We start from the raw sequence: 12,535 nt of genomic DNA on the forward strand, positions 1-12,535 counted from the left end.
AGGAGAAAAAATGAATATAGACGAGTTTGAGAATCAATATCGTGGTGCTCTTGCTGAAACGCTTAACGAATTACAATCAGCAATGCTTATGCTAACGCAAGTGCAATTAAAAATATCACAAATTGGTAAATCTGTACAAAATCTTAGCCAAAATTTTGAAGAATTTATGGCAAGACAAAGAAATGAGTGGAGAGCCATTTTTAACATAAATTTTACCTACACTGGCAAGCTAACTCTTCTTCAATTGCCAGAATCAATTCAGTTAAGTTTACAGGTTTGACGAAGTAACGACGAGCGCCTAATTTCATGGCTTTTTCCTGATCTGTTCTAAAAGCAAAGGCTGAAACCACAAATATAGGTATGTATTGTAAATCTGAGCGCTGCTGAATTTTTGCTAACAGAGAATAACCATCAATATCTGGTAGTTTGAGGTCTAGTAAAATTAAATTAGGTTTGAATTTTTCTATAGTAGAGAGAAACTGTGATCCTTCAGGTAAACTTTGGACTTCATACTTACAGTAGCTGAGATAATCACTAAGCAGCATTCTATTGATGTCATTATCTTCTATTAGTAATATTTTTTTATCTTTATGTGATGATAACTGCTGTTTAATGTTAAGTAATTGGGCTGTCATTTTCACCTAATAATTGTAGGTTAAAAGTAAATAAATTTTGCCACAATAAATAATTTCACATCTACAATAGAAGAATTAATTATAAAACAGATACAAATACTATACGAATTACTGTAGTTACATGATTCTAATACTTAATAGATATTCGCTTAAAAGATCAATTAAATGTACACCAAAAAGTTTAAGAAAAATTGAGAAATATGTGGTAATTTTTAATTTTTTTAAAACTCATCATGATGGATGTTCTAAATGCTAGTGCTAACAACCATCACAGGCTGGAGTTAAGCTTTTCCTTTCCTATTCAACTTCGTCTTTCGGCGTTGCACATTTGCGGGATGATTTTATTTTCTCTTTTAATTGAAAAACTCAATTCTTGGCATTCTTGGCATCTACCCTGCGGGAAGCCGCTACGCGTCTACATCCCCATTTTATGCAACGCCCGTCTTTCTTTTCAGTAGTTAAGACTACCAACCACTAACAATGCTCATAAGTTTTTTACACCCTGGTACTAAGCAGATTCCACTAGCATAGACTATAAACTCACAAATGGCAGCAGAGGCTGCAAAAAATAGGAGCGTGATAAGCTAAAACAGCCTTGGAGAATGATATAAATAAAAAAGGAGCTAGTTGCTCCTGTTATAAATCTTTGTTGTGAGAATAGTAGCTTGAACTATGCCTGTGCTTTTTTTAGCTGCCTTTGTGTCACAAAAACACCAGCAATACCTAGTAAACCAAGCATGACAGAAGGTTCAGGTACTGATTTCGGAGGCGCTTTAGCAACGTAATCAGGTGTACTCCAATTAAAAATAGCATTGTAGGATTTGCCATCGTCAGAGGCTGTAATTCCAGATGCAACACCACTAAAGCTATAAGCGTAATAAGTTTTACCGCCAGTTACAACCTTAGCAATTTCACTGGCTGCAATTTGTCCTTGATAGGCATTTAAGGCGTTTTTCAAATTTGTGAGATCAGTACGCTGAGCTTGTGGAAGCAGCACTGATGGTAATTTTAAAAGAGTGTTAATTTGGTCTAAAAGTTTGGTCTTCAAATCCAAGTGACCGACCAATTGTAATTGGACACCGCCATTTTCACCGAATTGGAAACCACCAATGTTAGGATCTCCCATCCCTAATGAAGGAAGAAAACTTGTAATCATTGATTTGGTATTGCTTGAAAACGCATTCCAGACAGACTGGAATGGCTGATAGGCATTTAATAGATCATCTAGCCATTGGGAACCAAACTCCTTCCAGTCACCCGCTGTAACACTACTAACGGTTGCGCTATAGTTTCCTTCTGTAGCAGTAAAACCAACGTTAGCAGTTGGAGTTTCGCTACTATACCAGAGTTCAACGTTAGAAGAAGCATCACCATCTGTCAGTGCATTGGTAGCTGCTGTTGTATCTTTACCGATAAATACGCCATTTGATCCACCAGTATAGGTGTTGATTTCGTTGGAGTTATTAAAAGTAAAATCAACCGCATGTGCTGGAGAAGTGGCGATCGCACTCATACCAGCAACCATAGAAACGCCTATTAAAAGTCTGTTTACTGTATTTTTCACTGCTGTCATCTCCATCTGTTTTGAGTGCGATTTTATACAAACATCCTTGATGTTTTGATTTAGTTGGTTTAATCGCAGGTGTAGGTTCGGGTAATAAAATGCAGTAATAAAAAGTAAAAATTTTTACTAAATCTTATCCTTACGCCCTGTCTAAACACAACCACGTGTTTCTATAAGCACAGTTTAAGAAACCAAAAGACTTATTGGGTAAAGCTGCCGTAGATTTAAAATTAATTTCTGACAAAAAAATATAACTATTCTAACTTCTTTTTTAAGTCAATATACTTAAATTGCAATTATTGTATGTAAAAATAAATACACTTGATTCATCTTGCTCATTATATCAAGACCCAATCACCAATTATTCATTACCGAATCATCAAGAAGTTGTTAACAAACAATCATATTTTGTCTAGCAGAAATATTAAGTAACACAAATAACTGATACATTTTGTGATGCGAGCCAGACTATATAAAGTAAAGGATTTTTAAAGCGATCGCAATGCATATAGATGAACTTCTCAGACGTTATCAGTCGGGAGAAAGAAATTTCAAAGGTGTAAACCTCATTGGTGGTTACTTGTATGGAGCAAATCTGAGTGGAGCGAATTTACAAGGAGCATCTCTGAGTGAAGTTGATTTGAGCGAAGCTAACTTAACAGGAGTAAACCTGAGAGAAGCATCTCTAGTGAGAGCCAACCTCACAGGAGCCAACCTCACACAAGCTAACCTCAATGGAGCAAATTTGTTTGAAGCTAAGTTCACAGGAGCTACACTGCATGGAGCGCATCTGAAAATGGCAGACTTAACGGATGCGGACTTTACCGCCGCCAATCTAGAAAAAGCTAATCTGTATGGAGCTTATCTGATGGGAACTTTATTACAGGGTGCGATTATGCCAGATGGCACAATTCATGCGTGAGTTATCGAATTTTGGATTTTTGATGACTCTCCTTTGCAGTCGAAGAAGGCGCGTCTACAGATTTTGAATTGATTCCACTGATGGAATCTGGGGGCATGGAAATCATTGTTTAATGAGTTTAAGTTTTGAGGTGGAACTTTAGTTTACGGCTTGTGATTTTTCTAACAACAGTGAGAAATTGCCGCAGTACAGGTGTGATTTCTTCTGCTTTCCACACCACAGCTGTTTCTACCAACGGTGTTGTTTGGGCGATCGCTCGATACACAACTCCCTGACGCTGGAGATTTTGCAACGAAGCAGGTACAATAGCAATTCCCATCCCAGCCGAAACTAAGCCAATAATAGTTTGCATTTGAATAGCTTCTTGAGCAACTTTTGGTGTGAAATTACCTTGCTCACACAAAGCCATAATTTTGTCGTAAAGTCCCATTCCTAAATGACGCGGAAATAAAATAAACAATTCCTCTGCAAGCGATCGCACTGCAATTTTTTCTTGTTTAGCTAAAGGATGATTTGCAGGTAAAGCCACAACCAGATTTTCCTGCTGAATACACTCACTCGCAAAGCTGTCATCTTCTAAAGGTAGATGCACAAAACCAACTTGGATACGATGATTTTGCAAAGCCTTTTCTTGTTCTGCTGTCGTTAACTCCTGCAATACCAGTTCCACTCCTGGAAACTGCTGGCGAAAAGCTTGCAAGATGGCAGGTAACACATCATAGGTGACAGAACTAATAAACCCTACGCGCAATTCTCCTGTTTCACCCCTACCCGTGCGCCGCGTTAACTCGATCCCCTGTTCAAGTTGTGCTAAAAGTCGATAAGCCTCCTGTAAAAATACCCTTCCCGCTTCCGTCAACTGCACCTGTCGCTTAGTTTTGCGGTGAAATAACTCTACCCCTAACTCCGTTTCAAGTTGTTGAATTTGCTGGCTTAAAGGTGGTTGCGCTATGTGTAATCGCTCAGCAGCACGGCTGAAATGTAGTTCCTCCGCCACAGCAATAAAATAGCGCAGGTGTCGTAATTCCATAATTTCAATATTTTAAAAGTTTTAATTATCAAAAAATATATATTGGACATCTGAAAAATATCCACGTACGATACTCCCATAACATATGGATAAAGAGAAAGGAAAATTTTTATACTTTTCCGATTTCTGCTATCTAATAATTCAGGAGTCCTAAGGAAATATCAAAATGTCAGAAAACTGGAGAAGCAAGGTTGTTACCCAAGGAGTACAGCGATCGCCTAACCGTGCAATGCTGCGTGCTGTAGGTTTTCAAGATCAGGATTTTACTAAAGCTATTGTTGGCATTGCTAATGGTTACAGTACCATTACCCCTTGCAATATGGGCATCAACAAACTGGCGCAACGGGCAGAAAATGGCATCAAGAATGCCGGAGGAATGCCACAAGTATTCGGCACAATTACCATTAGCGATGGTATTTCCATGGGAACCGAGGGGATGAAATACTCTTTGGTATCGCGAGAAGTAATAGCCGATTCGATTGAAACTGCCTGCAATGGGCAAAGTATGGATGGAGTGCTGGCAATTGGTGGTTGTGATAAAAACATGCCAGGAGCAATGATTGCGATCGCCCGGATGAACATCCCTGCTATTTTTGTTTATGGCGGTACGATTAAACCTGGACACTACAATGGACGTGATTTAACCGTCGTCAGTTCTTTTGAAGCGGTAGGCGAATACAGCGCTGGCAAAATAGACGAAAATGAACTATTGGAAGTTGAACGCCGCGCCTGTCCTGGCGCTGGTTCCTGCGGTGGTATGTATACAGCAAACACCATGTCTTCTGCCTTTGAAGCGATGGGCATGAGTTTGCCGTATTCTTCGACAATGGCAGCAGAAGATGAAGAAAAAGCCGACAGTACAGAAAAATCGGCGTTTGTTCTAGTAGAAGCGATTCGCAAGCAAATTTTACCCCGTCAGATTATTACTCGTAAATCAATTGAAAATGCGATTTCTGTGATTATGGCAGTGGGAGGTTCAACAAATGCCGTGTTGCATTTTTTGGCAATTGCCCGTGCTGCTGGTGTTGAACTTTGTCTTGACGATTTTGAAACTATCCGCGCCCGGGTTCCGGTGTTATGCGATTTGAAACCAAGTGGTAGATATGTAGCTACGGATTTACACCAAGCTGGTGGTATTCCCCAGGTCATGAAAATGCTACTTGTACATGATTTATTACATGGTGATTGCTTAACGATCTCTGGTCAAACTATTGCAGAAGTATTAGCAGAAGTGCCAGAAGAACCGCCAGCTAACCAAGACGTCATTCGTCCTTGGAGTAATCCGATGTATAATCAAGGACATTTAGCTGTACTTAAAGGAAATTTAGCCACAGAAGGAGCAGTAGCAAAAATTACTGGTGTAAAAGTCCCGAAAATTACTGGACCAGCACGAGTTTTTGAATCGGAAGAATCTTGCTTAGACGCTATTCTCGCCAAAAAAATCAATGCTGGTGATGTGATTGTGATTCGTTACGAAGGCCCCAAAGGCGGCCCAGGAATGCGGGAAATGCTGGCTCCCACCTCAGCAATTATTGGGGCTGGTTTGGGTGATTCCGTGGGATTAATCACTGATGGCAGATTCTCTGGTGGTACTTATGGTATGGTTGTGGGACATGTTGCACCAGAAGCAGCTGTGGGTGGCGCGATCGCATTAGTAGAAGAAGGTGATACCATCACCATTGATGCCCACGCTCGTTTATTGCAACTGCACCTATCAGATGAAGAATTAGCTCGTCGTCGTCAAAACTGGCAACCTCGTCCACCTCGTTATACTAAGGGTGTGTTGGCGAAGTATGCCAAGTTGGTATCTTCTAGCAGTCTTGGTGCGGTAACTGATTTGGATTTGTTTTAATTGCTGGTACCGCATATAAGTGGAGTTCATACCGAAATGCGAATTGAACCATACGATAAAAGTCAACTTGATGCCATCAACAGTCTTTCGCTGCGGACATGGACTCCGGTCTTTGATTCCATTCAGCAAGTGATGGACTTTGGAGTGTACCACTCATTCTATCCCAAGGATTGGGCTGTTACCGACCGCCAGGTACTTCAAGAAGTTGTAGGTGCAGGAGTTTGAAAACGAATCTTAGGCACAAAGAGTTTCCTGGAGTCTAAACCCCATTGACTGCTCGTCTAATTGAAAGCCTTTGCCATTGTCTTCTATAGTCAGATACACTTGCTCTGGAATTGCACTTAGATGAATATGAACTGCTGTTGCTTCTGCATGTTTGTAGATATTTGTTAGTGCTTCTTGGACGATACGGTAAATTGTTTTGCTCTGCTGTGGAGGTAACGCAGAAGTTAAATTCAATTGAGTGGTAGGCAAAATGCCTGTAGCATGATGAAATTCTCGTGCGAGGAAGGCGATCGCTCCAGATGGCGATCGCTCTTTTGGTATATCCACCCGCAAGGTATTGACTGAACGGCGAACCTCCTGCATAGCAAAAGAGCCGAGTTGTTTAGACTGCAAAACATACTGATGAGCTTGATGTAGATCAACTTGCCAAAATTTCAAAGCGCTTTGGAGTTGAATATTCAGAACAGCCAAAGCGTGTCCAAGAGAATCATGAATATTATGGGCAATATGATTGCGTTTGCGTTCCTGCACTGCGGCAAATTCTTCTACTTGCAGAAGATGCTGTCGTAGTTCTTCGTGGGTCGATAATAACTCGGTGTAATGCCTAGATGCCACGATATTAAGCATATTCATGTAGTACTAGCGGACTATTTCACACCACACATTGCCTTGCTTACTTGCAATTGGATTTATCCTTGAGATAAAAGTCCTATCCTTACCCCACAAGAGTAATTGGTTGATTTCCGGATACGCACCCAGAATCCAGATATGATCTTGGGACATTGATTGAACCCTTGTGTACTTATCTGAGGGAGATTAGGAATTTACGCGGTAATTCGACAAATTTTTGGGCGTTGGATAACTCTAGGGATTGTATGTCTTGAAAATAGGTGTGGGGGGTGTAGAAGGAGTTAAATTTTCATCTCCTCGTGGTGAGCAATTACCCGTGGGTTTCTGTCTTGAAAATAGCGATCGCACATCATATTTGTCAAAAAGATAACGAGTCAGAAATAGCGGTTTTTTAAGTAGTTCTCTAGATAGAAGTTATAAAATTCAGCTACAGACGATATATATATGGAATTCCTGGCATTTGTCACTGCTCAAATAAGGCGATCGCTCAAAGGAATATATGATCAAAGCGATCGTTTTCTAACCAGAGAAATATTTTCTAAGTCCTTCCCCACGAATAACAATAAGCAAGAAGGCAAATGGAAGCAGCAGAAACCATAAATAAATAAAAAATATGTGGACAAGCAAAGCAAGTTTTGCAAGGAGTCAAATCTAATGAAAGGATTAAAAGGTAAAAATGCTTTGATTACAGGCGCAAGTTCTGGTATTGGACAAGCGATCGCCATTCGTCTTGCCCAAGAAGGCTGTAATATTGCCATTAATTACCGCAAAAGTCCTGAAGGTGCGGAAGATACAGAAGAAATGGCAATGCAAAAAGCCTGTGGGGGTATTGAAAATTGCGGTGTGAAGTCACTTCTAGTACAAGGCGACGTCTCTAAGGAAGAAGACATTATTAAAATGGTCAACAGCGTAGTTGACAAGTTGGGTAGCCTTGATATTTTGGTCAACAATGCCGCAATTCAAACCGAATGTCCATCTCATGAAGTGAAGACTGAAGACTTTGACCGAGTGATTGGGGTGAATCTGCGGGGTGCTTATCTGTGTGCGCGTGAAACTATCAAATACTTCCTTTCGCAAAACCGTTCCGGAATCATCATTAATATTTCTAGCGTTCACGAAATTATTCCCCGACCAATGTATGTCAGTTACTCCATTAGCAAAGGTGGGATGGAAAATATGACCAAAACTCTGGCACTGGAGTATGCAAACCGAGGTATCCGAGTGAACGCGATCGCGCCGGGAGCAACTATCACCCCTATCAATGAAGCTTGGACTGATGACCCCCAAAAGAAAGCAGTTGTAGAAAGTCACATACCCATGGGTCGTGCGGGAACTTCGGAAGAGATGGCTGCAGCAGTAGCTTTTTTAGCATCTGACGAAGCCGCATACATCACAGGACAAACACTGTTTATTGACGGTGGGCTGACACTATACGCTGACTTCCGGGAAGCTTGGTCTGCGTGAGACGCAAGTAGGGCGATCGCTCAATTTCCCAGAGAACTAAAATTGTTATGAAAATTACCTGGCGGTGGAAGCACTTGCACTTTCTTTTACAACTTCAGTTTCTTTGGCATCAATGGGAATTTGCACAACATGAACTGAACAAGGAGCATGGTGAAGCACATAATTACTGACGCTTCCAAGCAATAGTTCTGCTAGACCAGAGTGACCTCGACGCCCGATAATAATCAGATCAGCACCCCAACTCGCAGCTAAATCACAAATGACTCGACCAGGAGTACCAGGAACTTGTCTAAATTCAGCGTTCACATCGGCTGTGTTTGCCTGAGCGCAGAATGATTGCAACATCTCTACACCTTTATTTTTCCACTTGTCCCACTCCTGTTGGTAAAACTCCGAGACTTGCTCCCACATTCCGGGATAGTAGTCAAAAGAGGACACTGGTATATAAGGACTGCCTTCTTCTTCACTAGATAAAACATGTAGTAGCAATAAACTAGCTCCTGTCATCTTTGCCAAAGCAAAGCCTTGTTCAAAAATATGTTTACCCATCTCAGAGCAATCTAATGCTATCAAAATCTTTTTAAACATACAAACCTCTAATACTGATACTAGGTAAGTTTTTCAAAAATTTTTGTCCTACACCTACACATATAGAGAAATAATTTGAGAAACTTGTGAGGAATGCAAAAGAGCATCTCGATGATTACCGGATGCTGCAGGCAAATTTAAAATTCATGAAAAATTTTCTCACAGGGTCATAGAATATACAATAAAGGTGATCAGAACAATGGAGGTGAAAATACTATGTCAGTTAAACTTTTACCAGACATTGGAGATTTAGCCGAAGGTCTTGGCGTTACAGGTATTGCAGCGTTGCTTCTTCTACCCGTATTCGCACCAGTAATTGCTCGTGTAGGTAAACCAATTACTAAAACAATGATTAAAGGTGCAATCCTCTTTTATGAAAAGAACAAGGAAGCGATCGCAGAACTTGGTGATACTTGGGATGATATCGTAGCAGAGGCAAGGGCTGAGCTTGCTGAAGAAAGACCGATGAAGTCGGCTAAACCTATAGAATAGAAGCTTCCTAAACTAAGTACACTTTAGAAATAACCATAATTTAGTAATCAAACAGTATGCATTGCATCTTTGCAAAAGAATGCAACTTAGCTTGAAAGATGGGCAAAACCCATCTTTACTTTTGAATTTTTGCAAAAAGCAATTTAAATAAGGAATTATTAGGCAGATGTCAGCTTCTAAGCTTCCGCTTTTTGAAACTGCTGCTCACCATTTAGTCCAAGTGTTCCCCTCGCTCAAGCTTCTGAAAATGTCAGTTCAGTAATTGCTCGCCTGACTGGTAATGCATTCGATTCTGTCTATGTTATCGATGAAAAAGGACATCTGCAAGGGCTAGTTTGCTTGCTGAGTTTGTTAACCGCATCTCCACCCCAAAAACTCAGTGAGATTATGATTACTGAACCAATTATTGGGTAATGTTTTGTAATTATTCAAATTCATCAATTGTTGAAGATTCATGAACTGCTTGACTTCTTGCAATCCGACGTTCATACATATTCATTAACGGAGTAGCGCTAACACCATGAACTATCACAGAAACAACAATAGTAGTGTAAGTAATCCAGGAAATCTTCTCGGCAACTTCGCCCTCTAAACCCTTACCAAAGGCGTAAGCGAGATAATACAAAGAACCAACACCACGAATCCCAAACCAACCAATTAACCAGCGACTTCCTGGATGTAGAAAGCGGTGTCCAGACGATGAACTTTGACCAATCGTACTGAGCCACACCCCCAAAGGTCGGATGATCAAGAATAATAGTACGATCACCAACAGAGATTGAGTAGCATAATTAAGTATCGGCTGGAATAATAATATTGAACCTAGTAATAACATTGTTCCTACTTCTAGCAGCTTTTCTAGCCTTTCTATGAATTCTAACTGCGCTAAAGTTTTTTCGGAATTCTTGTAACTTCGTTGTACAACCAGTCCAGCTACAAATACTGCGAGAAAACCATAACCATTAACTATTTCTGTTAATGAATAAGTCAATAAAATAGTACTAATAGCAATAAAATCTTCCATTAACTCGTCAGGACGACGACGCTTTTGGACTTTTTTATCAATCCAGACTACTGCTTTGGCAACAAGAAACCCCATTGTTATGCCAGCTGCAATAGCCCAAAATAAATCAATACTTATCCAAGATTTTAACCAATTATTCCAGTTGCTATCTTTTAAAGCATATAATCCAAAGTAAACAAAGGGAAAGGCTAAAGCATCATTTAAGCCACCTTCGGAAGTTAAGCCAAAACGTAATTCATCTTGATCATGTGTATCAGTTAGCTGAACTTCTGAAGCTAAAACCGGATCAGTGGGTGCAAGAATTGCTCCTAATAAAATTGCTTCTCCCCAATTCATCCCTAATAACAACTTACCTACAACGGCTAGCCCAAAAATGGATATTGGCATTAACAAAGCAATCAACCGTGTCGTAAGATTCCAAGATTTCCAACCTATTGGGCGAACAATTTTTAAACCGCAACTAAAAACAGAAATAATTACTACAAATTCAGTTATACGTTCTAGTACTTCAGCATTAAATATCCCATCACGACGTAATTGAATTAGTCCAAATCCGTAAGGTCCCAGCACAATACCAACCACTAAGTAGATGAGGGCAAAAGAAAGAGGTAAACGTGCGATCCAACCTGAACCTAGAGTGACAATTAATAACAGTAGACTAATAATCAATAGGTCAATAATATAAATATCTACCATAAAAGCTAGCAAGCAAAATAATATGTTGCTTTGCAAGCTTACTTGCGATCGCTTTTACATCAAATCATCTAGGGGTAGATTTTAAATTCATCAATAGTTATAGTTACTTTAAATATATTATTAGTTTATACAGGTCTTTGAACCTAGCTAAACTAACTAGTCTGTCATGACTACAAATAATTAACCTTCTATTCTAATGACATCATTGAATCTTCATGCTTAAATCTAACCACTTCGATTGCGTAACAGGCGCACTACTAGAAATATAGTCCACACCTGTTTCTGCCACAGCACGAATACTTTCTAAGGTAATGTTGCCAGAAGCCTCTATTTTGATTCTCATATCAGCCGAACGAATCATTTGCACCGCTTTCCGCATCATATCTAGAGGCATATTGTCCAACATGATAATGTCAGCTTTGTGATCAATGGCTGCTTGTACCTGTTCCAAAGTTTCTGTCTCTACCTCAATTGTCAATGGATAAGGTATCCTTTCCCGAATACGAGAAATCGCTTCTGCTATTCCTCCGGCTGCTGCAATATGATTATCTTTGATCATGACCGCATCATCCAGCCCCATGCGGTGGTTAATTGCTCCTCCTACTTGAGTTGCGTATTTTTCTAAAATTCTTAAACCTGGTGTCGTTTTGCGTGTATCTACAAATTTAGTCGGTAAATCTGCAATTTTTTCTGCATATTGACGAGTCAGTGTGGCAATTCCACTCAAGCGCATTGCCAAATTCAGTGCTACTCGTTCTCCCATCAACAATGCATCTACAGATCCATACATTTGCGTTATTACTTGTCCTTGCTGACAATATTCACCTTCATTTGCATGTATCTGAAAACTAATGTTTTCATCTAAAAGCTGGAACACCCTCGCTGCTATTGGCAAACCAGCTATCACGCCAGGTGTTTTAGCTATCCACTTAGCCTGTCTTTGAATTTTACCTTGACTTAATAGAGATTGAGTCGTGCGATCGCCCCTACCGATATCTTCTAATAACCAGCTTTGCAGCAATTGATCTAGCAGAATAAACGGAGGCAGTACAGCAAGCGAAGATATCATAAGATTTGTCCTTGACTCAAACACTCAACACTTTGAAAAATTTTTCTGCTGGTAGTAGTCATCTTACTAGATGTAGTTCTTCGCAAGGTTGCATCATTCCTTATTAATTTAGGTTGTAGCTGCTTTGCTATCACCATAGTTTGTCCACAAGCGATAGTTAGCCAGCAGCTTATCTATTGGACAGCAGGCCACTATTGTGCGATCATCTGCACTAACGTATCACCTCACAAGGACTTAAACATGAGGTTTTAGGGAAAATTGAAATTCTTAAGAACTTAACTTTAGTTATAGTCCCGCCTAAAATTAAGCCTCAAGTGGGTTATATGTGAGATTTTTGGCTGTTC

Annotated in this window: 15 protein-coding genes; 8 read left to right on the top strand and 7 right to left on the bottom strand. The window is 40.0% G+C overall.

Going from position 1 to position 12,535, the window contains the following annotated elements; translation table 11 throughout:
• On the top strand, positions 1 to 280 hold a 280-nt coding region (locus UYK_RS27225; protein ID WP_071588115.1), incomplete at its 5' end, for a hypothetical protein.
• On the opposite strand, the gene UYK_RS0110075 is transcribed toward UYK_RS27225, so the two are convergent.
• Entirely contained in the window at positions 213 to 635 is a 423-nt protein-coding gene (locus UYK_RS0110075; RefSeq protein WP_009455751.1) for a response regulator, read from the bottom strand. The genes UYK_RS27225 and UYK_RS0110075 overlap by 68 nt on opposite strands.
• 233 nt (positions 636 to 868) lie before the next feature.
• On the opposite strand from UYK_RS0110075, the gene UYK_RS24975 reads away from it, so the two are divergent.
• Entirely contained in the window at positions 869 to 1,093 is a 225-nt protein-coding gene (locus tag UYK_RS24975) for a hypothetical protein (protein ID WP_071588116.1), read from the top strand.
• 212 nt (positions 1,094 to 1,305) lie between these two features.
• Here UYK_RS24975 and UYK_RS0110080 read toward each other — a convergent pair whose 3' ends face one another.
• Positions 1,306 to 2,208, bottom strand: coding sequence for an NF038130 family PEP-CTERM protein (locus tag UYK_RS0110080; RefSeq protein WP_016871348.1), 903 nt, complete (start codon positions 2,206 to 2,208; stop codon positions 1,306 to 1,308).
• A 493-nt stretch (positions 2,209 to 2,701) separates the two neighbouring features.
• Between UYK_RS0110080 and UYK_RS0110085 the strand changes: the two genes are divergently transcribed.
• Positions 2,702 to 3,121 (top strand): pentapeptide repeat-containing protein, encoded by a 420-nt coding sequence (locus UYK_RS0110085; RefSeq protein WP_009455748.1) that lies wholly within the window; start codon positions 2,702 to 2,704, stop codon positions 3,119 to 3,121.
• 118 nt (positions 3,122 to 3,239) lie between these two features.
• Here UYK_RS0110085 and UYK_RS0110090 read toward each other — a convergent pair whose 3' ends face one another.
• Positions 3,240 to 4,151 carry a LysR family transcriptional regulator gene (locus tag UYK_RS0110090; protein ID WP_009455747.1) on the bottom strand — a complete coding sequence of 304 codons (912 nt, stop codon included), beginning with the start codon at positions 4,149 to 4,151 and terminating at the stop codon, positions 3,240 to 3,242.
• 166 nt (positions 4,152 to 4,317) lie between these two features.
• Between UYK_RS0110090 and ilvD the strand changes: the two genes are divergently transcribed.
• Together ilvD and UYK_RS24140 are read left to right on the top strand one after the other, a co-directional pair.
• Entirely contained in the window at positions 4,318 to 6,003 is a 1,686-nt protein-coding gene (ilvD, locus tag UYK_RS0110095; RefSeq protein WP_016871349.1) for a dihydroxy-acid dehydratase, read from the top strand.
• Positions 6,004 to 6,039: 36 nt separating this feature from the next.
• Complete coding sequence (locus UYK_RS24140) at positions 6,040 to 6,228, top strand: hypothetical protein (RefSeq protein WP_016871350.1); 189 nt, start codon at positions 6,040 to 6,042, stop codon at positions 6,226 to 6,228.
• A gap of 9 nt (positions 6,229 to 6,237) precedes the next feature.
• Here UYK_RS24140 and UYK_RS0110105 read toward each other — a convergent pair whose 3' ends face one another.
• Positions 6,238 to 6,855 carry a sensor histidine kinase gene (locus tag UYK_RS0110105; RefSeq protein ID WP_235182321.1) on the bottom strand — a complete coding sequence of 206 codons (618 nt, stop codon included), beginning with the start codon at positions 6,853 to 6,855 and terminating at the stop codon, positions 6,238 to 6,240.
• A 447-nt stretch (positions 6,856 to 7,302) separates the two neighbouring features.
• Between UYK_RS0110105 and UYK_RS26065 the strand changes: the two genes are divergently transcribed.
• Both UYK_RS26065 and UYK_RS0110115 read left to right on the top strand, forming a co-directional pair.
• Positions 7,303 to 7,458, top strand: coding sequence for a hypothetical protein (locus UYK_RS26065; protein WP_016871351.1), 156 nt, complete (start codon positions 7,303 to 7,305; stop codon positions 7,456 to 7,458).
• 54 nt (positions 7,459 to 7,512) lie between these two features.
• Entirely contained in the window at positions 7,513 to 8,322 is an 810-nt protein-coding gene (locus UYK_RS0110115; RefSeq protein WP_009455742.1) for an SDR family oxidoreductase, read from the top strand.
• 54 nt (positions 8,323 to 8,376) lie between these two features.
• Here UYK_RS0110115 and UYK_RS0110120 read toward each other — a convergent pair whose 3' ends face one another.
• Complete coding sequence (locus tag UYK_RS0110120) at positions 8,377 to 8,910, bottom strand: universal stress protein (RefSeq protein ID WP_016871352.1); 534 nt, start codon at positions 8,908 to 8,910, stop codon at positions 8,377 to 8,379.
• Positions 8,911 to 9,126: 216 nt separating this feature from the next.
• Here UYK_RS0110120 and UYK_RS0110125 point away from each other — a divergent pair, with 216 nt between their 5' ends.
• Positions 9,127 to 9,402: a DUF5132 domain-containing protein gene (locus UYK_RS0110125; RefSeq protein ID WP_009455738.1), complete on the top strand. Its 276-nt coding sequence runs from the start codon at positions 9,127 to 9,129 to the stop codon at positions 9,400 to 9,402.
• Positions 9,403 to 9,826: 424 nt separating this feature from the next.
• Here UYK_RS0110125 and UYK_RS0110130 read toward each other — a convergent pair whose 3' ends face one another.
• Together UYK_RS0110130 and nadC are read right to left on the bottom strand one after the other, a co-directional pair.
• The gene (locus UYK_RS0110130) at positions 9,827 to 11,122 is read right to left on the bottom strand and encodes a cation:proton antiporter (RefSeq protein ID WP_016871353.1); all 1,296 of its coding nucleotides are present in this window, start codon (positions 11,120 to 11,122) and stop codon (positions 9,827 to 9,829) included.
• Positions 11,123 to 11,324: 202 nt separating this feature from the next.
• Positions 11,325 to 12,191: a carboxylating nicotinate-nucleotide diphosphorylase gene (gene nadC, locus UYK_RS0110135; protein WP_016871354.1), complete on the bottom strand. Its 867-nt coding sequence runs from the start codon at positions 12,189 to 12,191 to the stop codon at positions 11,325 to 11,327.
• Between the last annotated feature and the right edge of the window lie 344 nt (positions 12,192 to 12,535).

The organism is Fischerella thermalis PCC 7521 (genome assembly GCF_000317225.1).
GTDB classification, from domain to species: Bacteria; Cyanobacteriota; Cyanobacteriia; order Cyanobacteriales; family Nostocaceae; genus Fischerella; species Fischerella thermalis.